This window comes from Sphingosinicella sp. BN140058, from assembly GCF_004135585.1.
Taxonomy (GTDB): Bacteria; Pseudomonadota; Alphaproteobacteria; order Sphingomonadales; family Sphingomonadaceae; genus Allosphingosinicella.
In genome coordinates this window covers 5,267,661-5,285,262 of record NZ_CP035501.1, presented here as the reverse complement: position 1 = coordinate 5,285,262, position 17,602 = coordinate 5,267,661, and the positions used below count along the sequence as shown (strand labels likewise).

Below are 17,602 nucleotides of genomic sequence, written 5' to 3'. Positions count from 1 at the left end.
CCCTCCTCCGCGCGGCACGGAGGAGGGCAATGGGCCTCAGGCCTTCTTGGCGCGGCTCTTCTTGGCGGGCTTGGCTTCGGCCGCACCCTCGTCGGCGCTCACTTCGGCAGCCGGAGCGGCGTCCTCGGCGGGGGCGGCCTTCTTGGCGCGCGGCTTCTTGGCGGGCTTGTCCTCGGCCGCAGGCGCTTCGGCTGCCGGCGCCTCTGCGGCGGGGGCCTCTTCCGACGGAGCCGCTTCGGCAGACTTGGCCTTCTTGGCGGCCTTCTTCTTCGGCTTGCCCTCGGCATGATCATGATCATGATCATGATCGTGGTTGCAGTCGGGGCCGTGCACGTGACCGCCGGTGCCGGTCTCGGTCGATTCGATCTCGGCCTGCAGCTCTTCGCGGCTGACGGCGCGATCGGTCACTTCCGCCTTGGAGAAGAGGAAGTCCACGACCTTGTCCTCGAACAGGGGCGCGCGCAGCTGGGCGGCGGCCATCGGCTCGTTGCGCACATATTCGACGAAACGCTGACGATCTTCGGGGCGATATTGCTGCGCCGCCTGCATGATCAGCTGGTTCATCTCGTTCTGGTTGACCTGAACGTTGTTGCGAGTGCCGATCTCCGACAGGAGCAGACCTAGGCGCACGCGGCGCTCGGCAATCGCGCGGTAATCCTCGCGCTCCGCTTCGATCTCGGCCAGCGCGGCGGCCGGATCCTCTTCGTGGCTCGCCTCATGCTCGAGCTGCTGCCAGATCTGGCTGAACTCGGCCTCGACCATCGACGGCGGGACCTCGAAGCTGTGCGATTCCGCCAGACGGTCGAGCAGCTTGCGCTTCATGTGGGTGCGGGTGAGGCCATTCAGTTCCTGCTCGATCTGCCCCTTGAGCAGGCCGCGCAGCTGTTCGAGGCTCTCGAGACCCATCGCCTTGGCGAATTCGTCGTCGACGCCGCCTTCGCGGGGCAGTTGAACTTCCGTGACCTTGACGTCGAAGGTCGCGTCCTTGCCCTTGAGGTTCTCGGCCGGATAATCGTCCGGGAAGGTGACGTTGAGCGTGCGCTCGTCGCCGGCCTTGACGCCGACCAGCTGATCCTCGAAGCCGGGGATGAGCCGGCCCGAACCGAGCTCGACGCGCATCGCGTCGCCGGTGCCGCCTTCGAACGCCTTGCCGGCAACCTTGCCGACATAGTCGATGACGACCAGATCGCCAGTGGCGGCCTCATGGCCTTCCGGAGCGGGATCGTAGCTCTTCTGGCCCTGTGCCATCCGCTCCAGCGCCTCGTCGACCTCGGCGTCGGTCGGCTCGACGGTCAGCCGCTCGAGGGTCAGGCCCTCGATCTGCGGCTCGGGCACGTCCGGGAGAGTTTCGAGCTCGACGCGGACCACAGCATCCTGGCCGGGGCCGCCTTCCTCGAGCTCGACCGCCGGCTGCATCGCCGGACGCAATTTCTGCTCGGTGAGGAGCTGCTGAACGCCTTCCTGAACGGCGGTGTTGAGCGCTTCCTGCTGAAGCGCCGGGCCGTGCATCTTGCGGACGAGATTGGCCGGGACCTTGCCGGGACGGAAACCGGGCATGCGGATCTGAGGAGCGACCTTCTTCAGCTCGCCGTCGACACGGGCGTCGATCTCGGAGCTCGGGATGGTGATCCGGTAGGCGCGCTTCAGGCCCTCGTTCAACGTCTCGACAGTCTGCATTTCCGCTCTTCTTCTCGTCTCGGGATAAGGCGGCCACGCCAAGAGCGGGCCACGGCGGCTGGTGCGGGCGAAGGGACTCGAACCCCCACATCTTGCGATACTGGAACCTAAATCCAGCGCGTCTACCAGTTCCGCCACGCCCGCTTCGGCCGCCGGTCGCGGGGCTCTATAACAGGCCGGGCAAAAGGGGCAAGCGCAATGGAACCCGCGGAACGAAGGGCATGATCGCGCTTTTGCAGCGCAGCGGAGGTTCATCATGCTATATCGTCAACTCGGCTCCAGCGATCTTCGGGTCTCGGAAATCTCGCTCGGCTCCTGGCTGACCTTCGGCGTCGGCGTCGAAGCGGATCGCGCCAGAACGGTCGTCGATGCCGCGTTCGACCTCGGCATCAACTTCATCGACACCGCCAACGTCTACGGACGCGGCGCCGCCGAGGAATTCCTCGGAGAGACGCTGAAGACCCGCAGCCGCGATAGCTACGTACTCGCGACCAAGGTCTACTTCCCGATGAGCGACCGCGACCGCGGCCTATCGGCGGCGCAGATCGAGAAGCAGCTGGACGCGTCCCTGCGGAGGCTCCAGGTCGATGTGATCGATCTGTATCAATGCCACCGCTACGACGACGAGACACCGCTCGAGGAAACGATGGGAGCCCTTACGCGGGCGGTGCGTTCGGGCAAGGTTCGGTATCTCGGCTTCTCCGAGTGGCCGGCGGACCGCATTCTCGCCGCGGCCGAGATGGCGGGCGTCGAACATTTTGTGTCCAGCCAGCCGCAATATTCGATGCTGTGGCGTGCGCCGGAGGAGGAGGTGATCCCCCTCTCCCGTGAGAATGGCATTTCGCAGATCGTCTGGTCGCCGCTCGCGCAAGGGGTCCTCACCGGCAAATACGCGCCGGGCGCGCCGCCGCCCGCGGGGAGCCGGGCGACCAGCGCCGAGATGGGCGGCTGGATCGACCGCTTCCTCACGGACGATGTCCTCGGGCGGGTCCAAAGGCTGAAATCGCTCGCGGCCGAGGCCGGGCTCAGCCTCGCGCAATTCGCCCTCGCCTGGGTGCTCCGCGAGCCCAACGTGGCCTCGGCGATCGTCGGCGCCTCGCGGCCCGACCAGCTCGCCGAAGATGCTGCGGCGTCGGGCGCGAACGTGGACCCCGCCTTGTTCACCGCAGCGGAGACGGTCCTAGCCTAGGCGGGAAGCACCAGAGCGGCGATCAACCCACCCTCCGCCGCATTGCGCAGCTGCAGAGTGCCGCCGTGACTCTCGGCGGCCGCCTTGGCGATGGCCAGGCCGAGCCCACTTCCGCCGGTCTCGCGGTTGCGGGATTCCTCGATGCGGGCAAAGGGCTGAAGTACGTCGTCGACCCGCGTTTCCGGAATGCCCGGGCCCCGGTCCCGCACTTCGATCCGTACCTTCCCGTCGGCCGATCGCACGTCAAGCCGTGCCGCCCCGCCATATTTCACCGCATTCTCGATCAGGTTGCGAACCGCGCGCCGGAGGAGATTGGGGCGAATGGTCAGCACCTGCCGCGCCCCCTCCTCCATCTCGACATCCTCGCCGAGTTCCCGGAACTCCTCGACCAGGGCATCGACCAGCGCGGTGACGTCCATCGCCCGCGCCTCCTCCCGGTCACGACCGGAGCGGGCAAGGACCAGGATGTCCTCCAGCATGGCGGTCATCTCGTCGATGGTGGCGGCGATCCGGCGGCGCTCGGTCTCGGGCTCCATGCTCTCCGCGCGAATCCGGAGGGAGGCGAGCGGGGTGCGCAGGTCGTGGCCGATCGCACCCAGCATCCGATCCTTTTCGTCGAGCAGGGCGACGACGCGATCGTTCATCGCGTTGAACGCTTCAATTGCCCGGCGAAGGTCGGCCGGGCCGCGTGGCGCGACCGCTTCCGGCGTGCCGCGGCCGGCAAAGCCTTCGGCGGCGCGAGCGAGGTCCCGGAGCGGACGCGCGAGGCGCATCGCAACGAACAATGTCGCGCCGAGCACGATCAGGTAGAGCGCCAGGGTCGCGGCGCCGAGACGATGGGTCAGCCACGGATCGGGACGCGGTGTCAGCAGCCGCCCGTTCAGCCACTGCTCGCCATAGCGCGCCGAAAGGAGCAGCACGGGGCCGCCGGCGCCGCGCCCGCCCCGCGCCCGTCTGGTGCCGTCGAGCGGCTCGCCGCGTATCTGCGCGCGCACCTCGGGCGCGGGAACGCCGTTGCCGGAGAGCGTCTGGGTCAGACGCGCCTCGATCGCGGCGTCGCGGCCGGCGTCTTCCGCAACCGCGCTCTCCCGCCCGACCTCGAAGCGGGCGCCGCGGCGCGAGGCATCCTCCAGCACCGCGAACCGGAATTCCGCTGGCGCCTGGTGCAAATCACTTGCGACTGCAGCATAGCGAGTAATCGCAGGCCCTTGATTTTGCGCGAGGCTAAGTTTCTGACGCTCGTTGAGAATGAGTGCGAAGTTGACCAATTGGGCGACGAGCAACGCGGCGCCGATCAGCAATGCCATTTGCCCGAGCAGGCTCTTGGGGAGGAAGCGCCTCACAGCCGGCGGACGTCGGCGGCGAGCGTATAGCCGCCGCCCCAGACCGTCTTGATCAACTTCGGATCCGTAGGATCCTCCTCAACTTTCCGGCGTAAGCGACTGATATGATTGTCGATGCTGCGTTCAAACGCCGCCAGCTCTCGGCCCTGGCTGAGGTCCAGCAGCTGATCGCGGGTGAGCACTCTTTTGGGATGGGTGACGAAGGCCAGCAGGAGATTGAACTCGCCGGTCGAGAGCGGCACCGCGACATTGTCTTGGTCGACCAGCTCCCGCTCCCCGGTCTTCAGCACCCAGGGTCCGAAGGCGTAGCCGGTCGCATCGGGCGCATGGACCGCCTTGCCGCTGCCGTCGCTGCGGCGAAGCACCGCCTTGATCCGGGCGGCGAGTTCGCGCGGGCTGAACGGCTTGGTGACGTAATCATCCGCGCCGAGCTCGAGCCCGACGATGCGGTCGGTCTCCTCCACCTTGGCGGTGAGCAGGATCACCGGTGTGCCGATCGTCGCGCGGACGAAGCCGGTCAGCGACAGCCCATCCTCTCCCGGCATCATGACGTCGAGGAGGATGAGATCGATCGCATGCGCCGCCAGCACCTGCCGCGCGGCAGCGGCATTCTCGGCCTTGGTGACCCGGTAGCCGTTGCGGCCGAGATAAGCCGCCAGCGGATCGCGTATGTCGCGCTCGTCGTCGACCAGCAGGATGTGGGGCTCGTTTGCCATGGTCCTCCCTTATCGCTCACACCCAAAAAGGCGAAGGCCCCGGGACGTTCCCGTCCCGAAGCCTTTCGATGTTCCGCCTCAGAAGGCGTTGCCGAGCACCGCGCCGATGATGCCGCTGGTGATCGCGACCAGCACCGCATCATTGTTCGACTGGACCCAGCGATAGCCGCGCGGCGCGTCGTAGAGCCGGTAGGCACGCGGATTGTTGATCACCCGGTAGTTGCGCGCATAGCGGCTGTCGAAACGCTCGCCCTTGCGGAAGCTGCGGGTGCCGACGCGGTCGTCGCGGCGAACCTGCTTCACCTTGACCACCTTGCGGCCGTTGTCGCGCTGGACGACACGTTTGGTCTCGATCCGCTCGATCCGGCCATTGTCGCGGCGACCATAAGGCGCCGCCTCGGCGGCGACGGGAATTGCGACGACGGATGCCGCGACGGTGGCGAGAACGAGTGTCTTGAGGGTCTTCACGATTTGTCTCCTTGATGCGCCGTCATCCGGCGTTGAGACATATCTGGAGCCCGCCGGTCGCTCAGCTTTGTCGAGGCGGCGCCGAAAGTGTCGCGATTTGTCGCAGGATACGGTCCCCCTCGGGAGAGCCGAGGCGCAGATCACACCCGCGTCGGCACCTCGGACAGTCCGGCGCTTCCGAATACAGCGCGGTACCGCGCCACCTCCTCCGCAGGGCCGGTCGCCTTGCTGTAATTGTCGCTGAGCTTGACCGCAGGATGCCCGTTCGCCGCCTTGAGCTTGCAGACCAGCGAAATCGGCTTGAGCGCGTCACCGTCGGTCGGATGGCAGCCGAGAAAATCATTGGTCAGCATCGTGCCCCAACCGAAGCCGAGGCGCACCCGCCCATGGAACCGATCGTGCACCGCGACGATGTCGCTGCCGTTCACGGTGAAGCCCGGTATTTCGACGTCCATGCCATCGGAGAAGATGATCAGCTTCTCCTTGGGATCGACGGCCATCCGCTCCCAGAAGGCGATGAGTTCCTCGCCGGCTTCGACGGGCGGCTTGGAATCGGGGCGCGCGCCCGTCCAGTTCGAGACCCATTGCGGCGCGTTGGCGAGGAACTGGCTGGTGCCGAACGTGTCCGGAAGGAAGACGAGCAGGCCGCCGCGGTAGCTGTTCTGCCATTGCTGCAGCACCTTGTACTGCGCCGCTGCCAGACAGGCTTCGTCCTGCGGCGGGCACAGCGCCGCAAGCGCCATCGGCAGCTCATGGGCGTTGGTGCCCCGTGCCTCGAGGCCATGCTTCAGCGCCAGGAAGGCATTGGACGTGCCGGTGAATGCGTCGCCGAGAACCTCCCGGGCGGTGAGAATGCAATGCTCCTGCCACAGAAAGCCATGCCGGCGGCGGGTGCCGAAATCGGTCAGATTGAGGTCGTCGAGCTTGGCCAAGCGCTCGAGCTTGGCGTAGAGCTTCACCTTGGCGCGGGCGTAGAGGATGTCGAGCTGGCTGCGCCCCATCGTCTTCATGACCGCGCGATTGCGCAGCTCGTTGACCACGGACAGGACGTAGATCTCCCAGAACGTGACCTCGGCCCAGCGGCCATGCGTCTCGAAGACGACCTGTCCGCTCTGGGGGTCGATGCCGAGTTCGTAGTCGGGAAGCCGCAGGCGGCGGAGGAAATCGATGTAGGACGGGCTGAACATGCCCTCCTGCCCGTAGAAGGTCTGGCCGCGCAGCCAGATCAGCTCATTGGCCTGGAAGCGGAGCGACCGGACGTGATCGAGCTGCTCCCTGAGCTCGCCGAGATCGATCATGTCGCCCAGGCGCACCGATTTCGTGCGATTCGACAAGGCGAACGTCGCCTCGTCGTTGAAATGCTTCTCCCAGATCATCTGCCCCATCAGGAACTTGTAGAAGTCCGTGTCGAGCAGGGTCCGGACGATCGGATCCATCGGGAAGCTGTGATCCCAGGCGCGGCGGGCGAAATCCATCACGGCTCCTCGTAAGCGACGTTCCGCCGCTCACTGCCCGAAGCCGTCAAAGATGCAAGATCTGGGTCGTCGCCTCAGGCGGCGCGGCCGTGCTTCCAGCCCCGGCGCCCGCGGTCGGCGCCGGCGCCGTGCAGCTTGACCTCGCCGAGCGGCACCGCAGTGCCGCAGTCGTTGCACTCGGCAAGCAGCCGGCCGACCAGCCAGTGGGCGGCGCCGCATTCCGGACAAGTCCTGGTCTCGCCCGGACGATAGGTTACTCGCGCACCCGCGCCATGATCATCATTGGCGGCAGCGCCGCCGTCGTGAAGAAACTCGGAACCCTGTTCGCTCAAGCCCACGCACTCACTCCCTACCCGTCTTCTCTTCGTAGCGAGAGAATGGGGCCAGGTGGAGACTGGTTACCGCGAAATTTTCAATTACTTAGCCGCGTTGCGAAAGAGCCACGGCGAAGTGGGACGATCGGTCACGCGGCGACGTCGAACTCGGCGTCCGGAAAGCGGTCCGGCTTCGCATGCGGCCGGTACATCGTGCCGACTCCGGTCATGCCGGTATCGGCGAGCGCAAGCGCCGTCGCACAGAAGCCGCACTCGGCGGACACGCGTCCGACCAGCCAGTGACTGCGGCCGCAGCCCGGACACTGGTTCACCTCGCCCGGACGATAGACCAGCTGATAACCGCGCATCGACGGATCGTGCGGAAAGGCCCTGCTACCCTGAATGGCTCTCAACATCACTCACTCCCTGTCGCAGAAAAAACGTTACGCCTGCGATGAAACGTTCTATCTCATCGACGAGTTGAACGCGCTATGAACACCGACCGTTGCAGGTCGATGGCGGGATTGGTGCGATATTGTCGCGATTGTGTCCGTGAGGACGCACTCTCGGGCAGAGCGCGGGACGCGCGGCGCGGCCCCGAGGCCGCGCCGCTCCGTTCAGCCGAGGGTTTTCTTCAGCAGCTCGTTGACGACCGCCGGGTTTCCCTTGCCTGCCATGGCCTTCATCGTCTGGCCGACAAAGAAGCCGAACAATTTTTCTTTGCCGCCGCGATATTCAGCGACCTTGTCGGCATTGGCCGCCATCACTTCGGCGATCACCTTCTCGATCGCTCCGGTGTCGGAAGTCTGCTTCAGCCCCCGCTCCTCGACAATCGCGCCCGGATCCTGGCCGGTCTCGAGCATGATCTCGAACACCTGCTTGGACAGAGTGCCGGACAGAGTGCCGTCCGCAACCAGCGCGAGCAGTTCGGCGGCCTGCTTGGGCGTGACCGGGCTATCTAGCAGGCTTCGGCCGAGCCGGTTCAGGGCACCGAACAGATCGGAGATCACCCAATTCGCGGCACGCGCGGCGTGTGCGTCGCCAAGCTGCGCGAGCAGCTCTTCGAACCAGCGGGCGGTGTCCACCTCTGCGGTCAGCACCGCCGCATTGTACGGCGTCAGGCCGAGGCCGGTCTCGTAGCGGCGGCGCTTGGCATCGGGGAGCTCCGGCAGCGACTCCCGGCATTCGGCGAGGAAGGCGTCGCTGAGCTCAACCGGCAGCAGATCGGGATCGGGGAAGTAGCGATAATCATGCGCTTCTTCCTTGGAGCGGAGGCTTCGGGTCTCGACCTTGTCGGGATCGAACAGACGGGTTTCCTGGACGATCTGGCCGCCGCTTTCGAGCACGTCGACCTGACGGTTCGCCTCATATTCGATCGCCGCCATGATGAAGCGGACCGAGTTTACGTTCTTGGTCTCGGTACGGGTTCCGAACGGCGCGCCCGGCTTGCGCACGCTGACGTTGACGTCGGCGCGCATGCTGCCCTGCTCCATATTGCCGTCGCAGCTGCCGACGTAGCGCAGGATCGAACGAAGCTTTCTGACGTAAGCGCCGGCTTCCTCGGGGCTGCGCATGTCGGGCTTCGAGACGATCTCCATCAGCGCCACGCCCGAACGATTGAGATCGACGTAGGAGAAGCTCGGATGCTGATCGTGCATCAGCTTGCCGGCATCCTGTTCGATATGGATGCGCTCGATGCCCACGGTCTTGGCCGAGCTCTCGTCCTTCTCGTCGAGCAGGATCTCGATTCCGCCTTCGCCGACGATCGGGTGGTAGAGCTGGCTGATCTGATAGCCCTGCGGCAGATCGGCGTAGAAATAGTTCTTCCGGTCGAAACGCGACCAGGGATTGATCCTGGCCTCCAGCGCCATGCCGGTGCGCACCGCCTGCCGGATGCATTCCTGGTTGGGCACCGGCAGCATGCCGGGCATCGCCGCGTCGACCAGGCTGACCTGGCTGTTAGGCTCGGCCCCGAATTCGGTTGCAGCGCCCGAGAAGAGCTTGGCGTTGGACGTGATCTGGGCGTGGACCTCGAGGCCGATCACGACCTCCCACTCACCGGTGGCGCCCTGGATGCGATAATTGCTCATGCGTGCGTTCCGAGAACGTGAGCCGTTCGGGCCGAGCTTGTCGAAGCCCTTCCTTTCCCTTCGGCTGCAAGGAAGAAAAGCGCTTCGACAGGCTCAGCGCGAACGGACTCTGCTTCGGGCCAAGAGATGCTCACCACCAGGCCTCCGGGCGTGCGGTGAAGCCGGCACGCTCCTCGAAGGCGAGCGCGGCGTTGAGGACGCCCTGCTCGTCCAGCGGACGGCCGATCAGTTGCAGGCCGAGCGGCAGGCCCTGACGATCGACACCGGCAGGAACCGCCATCGCCGGCAGTCCGGCAAGACTGGCGGGAACAGCGAACACGTCATTCAGATACATTGCGATCGGATCGGCCGTCTTCTCGCCGAGCCCGAAGGCCGCCGACGGCGCCGTCGGGGTGAGCAGCAGGTCGACGCTCTCGAAGGCCTGGTGGAAATCGCGCGCGATCAGCGCCCGCACCTTCTGCGCCTGGTTGAAATAGGCGTCGTAGAAGCCGGCCGACAGCACGTAGGTGCCGATCATGATCCGGCGCTTGACCTCGGCGCCGAAGCCGGCCGCGCGGGTCGCTTCGTACATGTCGGTGAGGTTGCCGTTTTCCGGTGCGACTCGCTGGCCGTAACGTACCCCGTCATAGCGGGCGAGATTCGACGAAGCCTCCGCCGGCGCGATGATGTAATAGGTCGGCAGCGCATATTTGGTGTGCGGCAGCGAGACTTCGACGATCTCGGCGCCCGCGTCGCGCATCCAGGCGATGCCCTGTTCCCAAACGGCGTCGATTTCCTCGGGCACGCCGTCGATCCGATATTCCCTGGGGATGCCGATCCGCTTACCGCGAATATCGCTGGAAAGACTGGCCTCCCACTTCGGCACCGGCAGATCGAGCGAGGTGGAATCCTTGCGGTCGAAGCCTGCCATCGCCTCAAGCATGATCGCGCAGTCGCGGACGTCATGCGCCATCGGGCCGGCCTGATCGAGGCTCGAGGCGAATGCGACCATGCCGAAGCGCGAGCAGCGACCGTAGGTCGGCTTGATGCCCGAAATGCCGGTGAAGGCGGCGGGCTGACGGATTGAGCCGCCGGTATCCGTGCCGGTCACGCCGGGCGCGAGCCGCGCCGCAACCGCCGAGGCCGAGCCGCCCGAGGACCCGCCCGGGGTGATCCCCGCATTTCCGCCGTCGTTCCGGCGCCAGGGCGACAGCACGTTGCCGAAGGCGCTGGTCTCGTTCGACGAGCCCATCGCGAATTCGTCCATGTTGAGCTTGCCGAGCATACCGGCGCCGGCGGCGAACAGATTGCCGCTCACCGTCGATTCGTAGACCGGCTCGAACCCCTTCAGCATGTTGCTGCCGGCGGTGGTCTGATAGCCCTTGGTGGCGAACAGGTCCTTGATGCCGAGCGGGACGCCCGACAGCGGCTTGAGGTCGCCGGAAGCGCGGGCCGCGTCGGCGGCATCGGCGGCGGCCAATGCATGCTCCGGAGTCTCGATGACGAAAGCGTTGAGCGCCCGCCCTGCCTCGACCTGCGCGATGAAGGCTTCGGCCACCTCGCGCGCCTTGAAATTGCCGTCGCGGACGCCGTCGCGAATCTGGGCGACGCCGAGCTGGGTCAAATCGGTCATTATTCGATCACCTTGGGAACGGCGAAAAAGCCGTGTTCGGCCACCGGCGCATTGGCGAGAACGGCCTCGCGAATGCCGCCATCGGTCACCTGATCTTCGCGCAGGCGCAGATGATTGGGGATGACCGCCGTCATCGGCTCGACGCCGGAGACGTCAACCTCCTGCAATTGCTCGACCCAGCCGAGGATGTTGTTCAGTTCGGGCGCGAGCGCCTCGACCTCGGCATCGCTGACAGCAATGCGGGCCAGGCGCGCGATATGGCGGACGGTTGCGGTATCGACGGACATGAAGGCGCGCTAGCATCCACGTTGCGGTGCATCAAGGACGGCGCGCACCCGGCCAGGCCGCCACTCACTCGATCGCGTGTCCGATCGGCTTCCCATCGACATAGATCTTGCGGGCAGTGACGGTCCGCACCTCGATCTTGCCCGCCGGCAAACCGATCACCGGCGGCTGCGCCGGGGCTGCGCCAACTGCGTCGGGCCGCCACGAACCGTCGGATCTGCGATCGAACAGGGCGGCATCGGGCGGGCATTCCTCGCATGACACGCTGAGGAGCACCGCACGTGAGGGCGAGTCGATGACAAGCCGGCACGAGCGGACGCCGCACAGCCCCTCCTTGTTGATCGCGTCCGAAAGCGCGGGCGGCACGCTCGTGCCCTCAGGCGTCACCGCCATCGGGCGCGGTGCGGGTATGGACGGCTCGGCGGCGTTGGACAGCAATTCCCATCGGGTTCGGGCGGCAAGCGCCTCGGCGGCGCGCCTGCGGATGATGGCCGAAGGGCTTCGGGAGAGGGTCTCCAGCGCTCGCCGCCCGGCAGGGCCGAAGTCGAACCGCAAGGCTGCCCAGTCAAACTTATCATGGGCGATGCGGCCCTGTTCCAGCCGCGCCACCTGATCGCGGGCGGAGATGGCGCCGAAGCTCACGATCGGCAGCGCGAGGAAGAGCGTGGTGCCCGACAGACCCGCAGCGAGCAGGACGTTGGTTCGCCGTAGCGCCTCTGCCCAGGATCGTCGTCCCCACGCGATCGCGACCAGGTAGCCGATTGCGAATGCAAGCACGGCACCGACGAAGACGGCCGCCCAAAGGCGATCCGGCGTAAGCCCATATTGGCTGATTCGCCTGGCCGTCGACACTGCGGCAACGCCGCCGAGAGGCAGCCCGACAAGTGCAAGTGCGATCGCCGAAGCGCGAAGGGCACGCTGGTGCGACTCTTCCTCTTCATCGTTTCCCACCACCGCGTTGACCAGGACGATCGCGCCGAGGACCGAGACGAGCAGGATCGGTGTCGTCGCCTTGGTACTCTCCCAAAGTGGTTCGAGGCCGGTGAACGGCAGGGACAACACGAAGAGGACGAGTCCGACCGCAAGAACCGGCGCGAGCACCGAGAGGATTGCCCGGATTACACGCTGCAGCGTCTCGACAACGCCCTCCCGATCGCGGAGCAGGCCGATCGCTCCCCCGAAGGCAGCACAGGCGATCGCGGCGAGGAGCCAACCTTTCTCGATCAGCGTCTGCAAGGCATCGAGCCCAATCAACGCAAACAAGGCGGCGAGCAAGACCGTCAGCAGGATTGCGACCAGCACGAACGCGCAAGCGGCCAGCCCGAGGATCAGATCGGTCCAGATATGGGCGAGAATTCCGGACGGGGAGAGATCGAGCCGCGCACGATCGCGGGCAGCCTGGAACTGCGGCAAGGCCAAGATGACCGCGACGATCGACGAAACAAAGCGCCAGCCCTCGCCCGCGCCCCATTCGCCCGGCGCGCCGTTCGCGCAGACCACGAAGCCGGCGGCGAGGCCTCCGCCGATCGCGAACATCGCCGTCCATCGCCAGCGAAGGCGCTCGAGGCCGAGCGACAACAGGATGCCGGACACGCCGAGAAACGCGGCGACCGACACATCCAACCGGCCTTCCCTCTCGAACGCGCCGCCATCGGTAAGCTGGTGGATGAGTATTCCCGTCGCCGCTCCGAGCACTGCCAGCAATGCTGCGCGCGCCGGCCATGGTCCGTGATCGATGCCGGCTTCCTCGCCCACTCCACTCTCCCCGGTTGCGGCCCACCGCCGGGCCCACCCCGGTGGCGGCCTTCCCTGCCGGCCTGTCTTATTCCTTGCATCCATCCCTGCCATCCGCTTGTGCAGCCCTGATGCAGTTTCGGAGGAATTGATGCTGGCGCGGCGTTTCCTGTGGGTGATTGCGGGGCTTGTCGTGCTGGTTCTGATCGGCCTGATCGCGTTCCGGCTCTACGGTAACGAATTCCTGCGGATGACCCTCGTCCCGAGCGCCGCCTTCGAAGGCGGGCCGCCGCCGGCAACGCGGGTCTACGACAAGGCCGACATGTGGCTCGCGCGGCCGGATGTGAAGCAAAATCCGTCGCTGTGGACCCCGCCGGGCGTGGTGCGCAGCGGCAAGACCGACGCGCTGGTCTTCTTCATACACCCGACATCCTATCTTGAGAAATCGGCCTGGAATGCGCCGCTCGACCATCAGGATTCGCAGTGGCGGGCCCGCTTGTTCGTGCGCAGCCAGGCGAGCGCGTTCAACGACATCGCCGACATCTGGGCACCCAAATATCGTCAGGCGACGTTCGGCGCGTTCCTGACCACGAAGGCGGAGGCGCAGAAGGCGCTCGACTTTGCCTATCGCGACGTCCTCGCCGCATTCGACACCTTCCTCGCGGAGGCGCCCAAGGACCGCCCGATCATCCTGGCCGGCCACAGCCAGGGAAGCCTCCAACTCACCCGCCTGCTGCGCGAGCGGGTTGCCGGCACGCCGCTGGCCAAGCGCATCGTCGCCGCCTACGTGGCCGGCTGGCCGATATCGATCACTGCCGACCTTCCCGCGCTCGGCCTGCCCGCCTGCGAAACGCGCGATCAGGCGCGCTGCATACTCAGTTGGCAAAGCTTCGCCGAACCCGCCGATCCGAAGCTGGTCACCGACGTCTACGATGCTTCGTCCGGTCCGACCGGCATTCCGCGTGCCGGATCGCCGATGCTGTGCGTCAATCCGATCACCGGCATCCGCAGCGGCGAAGCGGCGGCAGAGGCCAATCTCGGCATGCTCGTGCCGAACAAGGAACTCACCGAAGGCAAGCTTACCACGCCGGCGGTGCCGGCGCGCTGCGACGTGCGCGGCTTCCTTCTGATCGGCGAAAACGGACCGGATCTCGGCCCGTACGTGCTGCCGGGCAACAACTACCACGTCTACGATTACGCCCTGTTCTGGGCCAATATCCGTGCCGATGCCGCCGCCCGGCTGGCGGCGTTCCGGCGCCGATGATCACGACCCGGATCGCCGAGTTTCGCGACCTGCTGCCCGAGGGCGGCCGGCTGATGGGCCTGGATGTCGGCACCAAGACGATCGGAGTCGCGCTCTGCGACGCCGGCTGGTCGATCGCGTCCGCCGCGGAGCTGATTCGCCGCACCAAGTTTCAGGCCGATCTCGAGCGCCTCCGGATATTCGCCTCGGCACAAGGCGTCCGCGGGATCGTCATCGGGCTGCCGCTCAATCTCGACGGCACCGACAGCCCGCGCACGCAATCGACCCGCGCGTTCGCCCGCAACGCCCAGCCGCTTGGCCTGCCCATCCTGCTGTGGGACGAGCGCTGGTCGACCCAGGCGGTGACCCGGGCGCTGATCGACGCCGACGCGAGCCGCGCGCGCCGCGCCGAACTGGTCGACAAAATGGCGGCGGCGTACATTCTGCAGGGAGCGATCGACGGGTTGATGATGGGCTGAGCGCCCGGCGCTTGCTCCCTTACCCTCACGGTCCTATCGGGTGCGCTCATGTCCAGCTTCGCGCACCGCCACCTGCTCGGTATCGAGCAGCTCTCCGCCGACGACATCCGCTTCCTTCTCGACGAGGCCGAACATTGGGCCAGGTTCAACAGGCAGAAGCGCAAGCAGGACGATCGCCTCGCCGGCCTCACCCAGTTCAACGTCTTCTTCGAGAACTCGACGCGCACGCTGTTCTCGTTCGAAGTCGCGGGCAAACGGCTCGGCGCAGTTGTCGCGAACTTCCATGCAATCGGATCGTCGGTCCAGAAGGGCGAGAGCCTGATCGACACCGCATTGACCCTCGATGCGATGCAGCCCGACGTGATGGTGATCCGTCATTCGGCGACGGGTGCGCCGGCGGATGTCGCCGATGTCGTCAATTGCGCGGTGATCAACGCGGGTGACGGCACTGGCGAGCACCCGACGCAGGCCTTGCTCGACGCGTTGACCATGCGCCGCCGCAAGGGCCGAATCGAAGGTCTGAAAGTCGCGATCTGCGGCGACATCCGGCACAGCCGGGTGGCCGGCTCCAACATGCGGCTCTTGCCCAGGCTCGGTGCGGAGGTGCGGGTCGTCGGTCCCGCAGCCCTGCTGCCGGACGACACGCGCGGCATCCCGGCCTTCACCAGCCTCGACGAGGGCATTGAGGGCGCAGACATCGTGATGATGCTGCGCATCCAGCGCGAGCGCATGGAAGCGAGCGTATCGGGCTCGCTCGACGATTTTCACGCCCAGTATGGCCTCACCCGCGAGCGGCTGAAGCGTGCCGCCCCGGATGCGGTGGTGATGCATCCAGGGCCGATGAATCGCGGCGTCGAGATCGCAAGCGACGTTGCCGACGATCCAAACCGATCGGCCATTCTCGAGCAGGTCGAGATGGGGGTCGCGATGCGCATGGCCGTGCTCGACGTGCTGACGCGCGAACGGAGAGGCTGAAGCCCCTCCCCCCGGCGTTCGTCGTCGGCTCAGCCGCGGCGGATGTTGGTATATCGGCTTGCCCACTGGACCGGCGCATCGCCGGCGACCGCACGAACGAAGCAGACGCCGCCCTTCGCCTTGACCGACGCGCAGACCTGCGCGGCCTCGCCGCGACTGTCGAACCCGGCCACCGACAGCCGGTGGAACACGCCATGGGGAAGCTTGACCGTGGTCGACAGCGGAGTCTGGCTGGAGAAGCCGTAGCGCTTGTAGGCGGAAGCCCAGGCGCGCTCGACGGCCGCGGGGCTGCTGAACGCGCCGAGCTGGACCGCGAAGCCGCCCGCACCGCGTGCGCTGCCGCCACGCGACAGAACCGCCGGCGAAGCGCGGAAGCTGCGCGCGGCCTGCTTGGCGGGAGCGACCGCGCGGATTGCTTCCGGCTGCGACCCCACCAGAGTGTCCACGGCCGAGGCATAAACCGGCTGGGTTGCTTCCTGGGTATCGCGGGCGGAGACCCAATCCGACATGTCGGCGGTTTGCACCGGCGCCTCGACCGCAGCCGGTGCGGCTTCCTGCGCGTAGACGGCCGCGACCGGCGCGGCCTCGGCCTGCTCGGCAGACGCGAGCGCCGTCCCCGTGTCCGCCGTGGGCGCCAGGGCAAGGCGTGCGGGCTGGCCGGCATCGTCGGCCGCCGGAGTCACGCCGACGAAGGCGGCGACCTGGGCAGCCGGCTGGTTCGGCTTGGCGAGTGCGGCCCATTGCTGGAGACGGCCGCTCAATTGATCCGGTGCGATGTCCTGGGCGGCGGTGGTGCGGGCCTTTTCCCAATCGCCCGAAAGCGCATAAGCCAGCGCCAGATTCTGGCGAACGCGGGCGGCGGCGCCGGCTTCACGGGCGGCCGGCTCGAGCAGCGACACGGCCTTCACGGTTTCGCCGGCGAGCGCATAAGCGAGACCGAGATCGGCCGCCGGTGCCTGCGGCATGTCCTCGAGCTGCGCGATCGCAGCGGCACGCTCGCCGACGGCGATCCGCGTCAAGGCGATCCAGAGACCGGCACGTACGTTGGAAGGATCGAGCGTCAGCACGTCCTGAAACGTGGTCTCGGCAGAGTGGAATCGACCGTTCTTGATGTACAGATCGCCGAGCAGCATGCGGAAGCCGACATCCTGGGGCGACAGCTCGACCGCACGTTCGGCGTGAACGAGGGCACCGGCGAAGTCCGACTGCTGGCTTGCCGCATTCGCCTTGGCGTAAGCGGCCAGAGCCTCCTGTTCGCTCTTCGACTGCTGGGCCGAGACGCTGTTCGGGCGGAAGGCCTTGGTGCCCGGATTGCAGGCGACCATGGTTCCCGCCAAAGCGAGGCCGGCGAAGCCGAATTTGAGGACCTTGCTGCTGTTCATCACTTCACTCCGCTCAGCGGCCCGAGGCTTCGATCGGCAGCCGCTCGGCCAGCGCATCGACTTCGGGAAGAGATTTCAGAAATTCATCGAGGGCGCCGGTGACCAGTTGCTGAGCCGAACGATTCGAGATCGCACAGGCCAGGCGGAGGCGCAGGTGGCGGTCCGGATCGAGCCGGAGCGTGAAAGCTGCCTTGGACTTGGCAGGTATAGCGGCGGTTTGCGGCTGCCGCTTGCTCTGCGCGCGCCGCGGGCGCTGCGGCAGGCTCACCACTTCCGCGGGCGCCGAGACGGGTGCGGGCGCCGCCTCCTCGACAGGCTCGGCCGGCGCGAAGCTCTGCTCGAGCGCGCGGCGATGGGCGACCACCGCCGGCTCGGGAGCCGCTTCGGGGGCGCTGCGCACCGGCGAAGGCGTCAGCCCTGCCGCGCCGGCAAGCGGGGCGATCTCGGGCTGCGCGGCCGCATGGGCCTGCTGGCCCATGTCGTTCCAACCCAGATCCTCGAGGCTGCCGCCGAAGCTGCCGAAGCCCTGCGGACGCATTGCCGGCTTGGCCGTGCCCTTGCGGGCAAGCAGCCCGGAAGAGAGGGAAGCGAAGGACTTGGTGTCGCGCATCGTCCGGTCC

Annotated in this window: 17 protein-coding genes and 1 tRNA gene; 4 read left to right on the top strand and 14 right to left on the bottom strand. The window is 66.7% G+C overall.

Annotation, left to right across the window (positions count from 1 at the left end):
• Positions 1-36: 36 nt before the first annotated feature.
• A complete protein-coding gene (gene tig / locus ETR14_RS24000; protein ID WP_129390010.1) occupies positions 37-1,677 on the bottom strand; it encodes a trigger factor in 1,641 nt (546 codons plus the stop codon).
• Between the two features lie 59 nt (positions 1,678-1,736).
• Positions 1,737-1,821 (bottom strand) — tRNA-Leu (locus tag ETR14_RS23995).
• 112 nt (positions 1,822-1,933) lie between these two features.
• Between ETR14_RS23995 and ETR14_RS23990 the strand changes: the two genes are divergently transcribed.
• Complete coding sequence (locus ETR14_RS23990; RefSeq protein WP_129390007.1) at positions 1,934-2,866, top strand: aldo/keto reductase family protein; 933 nt, start codon at positions 1,934-1,936, stop codon at positions 2,864-2,866.
• On the opposite strand, the gene ETR14_RS23985 is transcribed toward ETR14_RS23990, so the two are convergent.
• From ETR14_RS23985 to ETR14_RS23940, 10 genes are all read right to left on the bottom strand, one after another.
• The gene (locus ETR14_RS23985; protein WP_129392335.1) at positions 2,863-4,173 is read right to left on the bottom strand and encodes an ATP-binding protein; all 1,311 of its coding nucleotides are present in this window, start codon (positions 4,171-4,173) and stop codon (positions 2,863-2,865) included. The genes ETR14_RS23990 and ETR14_RS23985 overlap by 4 nt on opposite strands.
• Positions 4,174-4,205: 32 nt before the next feature.
• Positions 4,206-4,925 carry a response regulator gene (locus tag ETR14_RS23980; protein WP_129390003.1) on the bottom strand — a complete coding sequence of 240 codons (720 nt, stop codon included), beginning with the start codon at positions 4,923-4,925 and terminating at the stop codon, positions 4,206-4,208.
• Positions 4,926-5,003: 78 nt separating this feature from the next.
• Positions 5,004-5,393, bottom strand: a complete 390-nt coding sequence (locus ETR14_RS23975; RefSeq protein WP_129390000.1) for an RcnB family protein — start codon at positions 5,391-5,393, stop codon at positions 5,004-5,006.
• Between the two features lie 140 nt (positions 5,394-5,533).
• Positions 5,534-6,868, bottom strand: coding sequence for a nicotinate phosphoribosyltransferase (locus ETR14_RS23970; RefSeq protein ID WP_129389997.1), 1,335 nt, complete (start codon positions 6,866-6,868; stop codon positions 5,534-5,536).
• 74 nt (positions 6,869-6,942) lie between these two features.
• Positions 6,943-7,206, bottom strand: a complete 264-nt coding sequence (locus tag ETR14_RS23965) for a hypothetical protein (protein ID WP_129389994.1) — start codon at positions 7,204-7,206, stop codon at positions 6,943-6,945.
• Between the two features lie 125 nt (positions 7,207-7,331).
• Complete coding sequence (locus tag ETR14_RS23960; protein ID WP_129389991.1) at positions 7,332-7,598, bottom strand: hypothetical protein; 267 nt, start codon at positions 7,596-7,598, stop codon at positions 7,332-7,334.
• A gap of 201 nt (positions 7,599-7,799) precedes the next feature.
• Entirely contained in the window at positions 7,800-9,272 is a 1,473-nt protein-coding gene (gene gatB / locus ETR14_RS23955; protein WP_129389988.1) for an Asp-tRNA(Asn)/Glu-tRNA(Gln) amidotransferase subunit GatB, read from the bottom strand.
• 130 nt (positions 9,273-9,402) lie between these two features.
• Positions 9,403-10,884, bottom strand: a complete 1,482-nt coding sequence (gene gatA / locus ETR14_RS23950; protein WP_129389985.1) for an Asp-tRNA(Asn)/Glu-tRNA(Gln) amidotransferase subunit GatA — start codon at positions 10,882-10,884, stop codon at positions 9,403-9,405.
• Positions 10,884-11,171, bottom strand: coding sequence for an Asp-tRNA(Asn)/Glu-tRNA(Gln) amidotransferase subunit GatC (gene gatC / locus ETR14_RS23945; RefSeq protein ID WP_129389982.1), 288 nt, complete (start codon positions 11,169-11,171; stop codon positions 10,884-10,886). The genes gatA and gatC overlap by 1 nt, the downstream gene beginning before the upstream one ends.
• 64 nt (positions 11,172-11,235) lie before the next feature.
• Entirely contained in the window at positions 11,236-12,924 is a 1,689-nt protein-coding gene (locus ETR14_RS23940; RefSeq protein WP_165356599.1) for a DUF4153 domain-containing protein, read from the bottom strand.
• A gap of 133 nt (positions 12,925-13,057) precedes the next feature.
• Here ETR14_RS23940 and ETR14_RS23935 point away from each other — a divergent pair, with 133 nt between their 5' ends.
• Genes ETR14_RS23935 through ETR14_RS23925 form a run of 3 tightly spaced genes read left to right on the top strand, consistent with a single transcriptional unit; the run spans position 13,058 to position 15,600 of the window.
• Complete coding sequence (locus ETR14_RS23935; RefSeq protein ID WP_129392333.1) at positions 13,058-14,167, top strand: DUF3089 domain-containing protein; 1,110 nt, start codon at positions 13,058-13,060, stop codon at positions 14,165-14,167.
• A complete protein-coding gene (gene ruvX / locus ETR14_RS23930) occupies positions 14,164-14,625 on the top strand; it encodes a Holliday junction resolvase RuvX (protein ID WP_129389977.1) in 462 nt (153 codons plus the stop codon). The genes ETR14_RS23935 and ruvX overlap by 4 nt, the downstream gene beginning before the upstream one ends.
• Before the next feature lie 48 nt (positions 14,626-14,673).
• Positions 14,674-15,600 (top strand): aspartate carbamoyltransferase catalytic subunit, encoded by a 927-nt coding sequence (locus tag ETR14_RS23925; protein WP_129389974.1) that lies wholly within the window; start codon positions 14,674-14,676, stop codon positions 15,598-15,600.
• Between the two features lie 29 nt (positions 15,601-15,629).
• Here ETR14_RS23925 and ETR14_RS23920 read toward each other — a convergent pair whose 3' ends face one another.
• Both ETR14_RS23920 and ETR14_RS23915 read right to left on the bottom strand, forming a co-directional pair.
• Positions 15,630-16,982 (bottom strand): SPOR domain-containing protein, encoded by a 1,353-nt coding sequence (locus tag ETR14_RS23920; RefSeq protein WP_165356598.1) that lies wholly within the window; start codon positions 16,980-16,982, stop codon positions 15,630-15,632.
• Between the two features lie 13 nt (positions 16,983-16,995).
• Positions 16,996-17,592: a hypothetical protein gene (locus ETR14_RS23915; protein ID WP_129389968.1), complete on the bottom strand. Its 597-nt coding sequence runs from the start codon at positions 17,590-17,592 to the stop codon at positions 16,996-16,998.
• Positions 17,593-17,602 lie beyond the last annotated feature (10 nt).

Coding starts and splice junctions, on each gene's coding strand:
- tig (WP_129390010.1), bottom strand. CDS start 1,677: ATGCAGACTGTCGAGACGTTGAACGAGGGCCTGAAGCGCGCCTACCGG.
- ETR14_RS23990 (WP_129390007.1), top strand. CDS start 1,934: ATGCTATATCGTCAACTCGGCTCCAGCGATCTTCGGGTCTCGGAAATC.
- ETR14_RS23985 (WP_129392335.1), bottom strand. CDS start 4,173: ATGGCATTGCTGATCGGCGCCGCGTTGCTCGTCGCCCAATTGGTCAAC.
- ETR14_RS23980 (WP_129390003.1), bottom strand. CDS start 4,925: ATGGCAAACGAGCCCCACATCCTGCTGGTCGACGACGAGCGCGACATA.
- ETR14_RS23970 (WP_129389997.1), bottom strand. CDS start 6,868: ATGGATTTCGCCCGCCGCGCCTGGGATCACAGCTTCCCGATGGATCCG.
- ETR14_RS23960 (WP_129389991.1), bottom strand. CDS start 7,598: ATGTTGAGAGCCATTCAGGGTAGCAGGGCCTTTCCGCACGATCCGTCG.
- gatB (WP_129389988.1), bottom strand. CDS start 9,272: ATGAGCAATTATCGCATCCAGGGCGCCACCGGTGAGTGGGAGGTCGTG.
- gatA (WP_129389985.1), bottom strand. CDS start 10,884: ATGACCGATTTGACCCAGCTCGGCGTCGCCCAGATTCGCGACGGCGTC.
- gatC (WP_129389982.1), bottom strand. CDS start 11,171: ATGTCCGTCGATACCGCAACCGTCCGCCATATCGCGCGCCTGGCCCGC.
- ruvX (WP_129389977.1), top strand. CDS start 14,164: ATGATCACGACCCGGATCGCCGAGTTTCGCGACCTGCTGCCCGAGGGC.
- ETR14_RS23925 (WP_129389974.1), top strand. CDS start 14,674: ATGTCCAGCTTCGCGCACCGCCACCTGCTCGGTATCGAGCAGCTCTCC.
- ETR14_RS23920 (WP_165356598.1), bottom strand. CDS start 16,982: ATGAACAGCAGCAAGGTCCTCAAATTCGGCTTCGCCGGCCTCGCTTTG.
- ETR14_RS23915 (WP_129389968.1), bottom strand. CDS start 17,592: ATGCGCGACACCAAGTCCTTCGCTTCCCTCTCTTCCGGGCTGCTTGCC.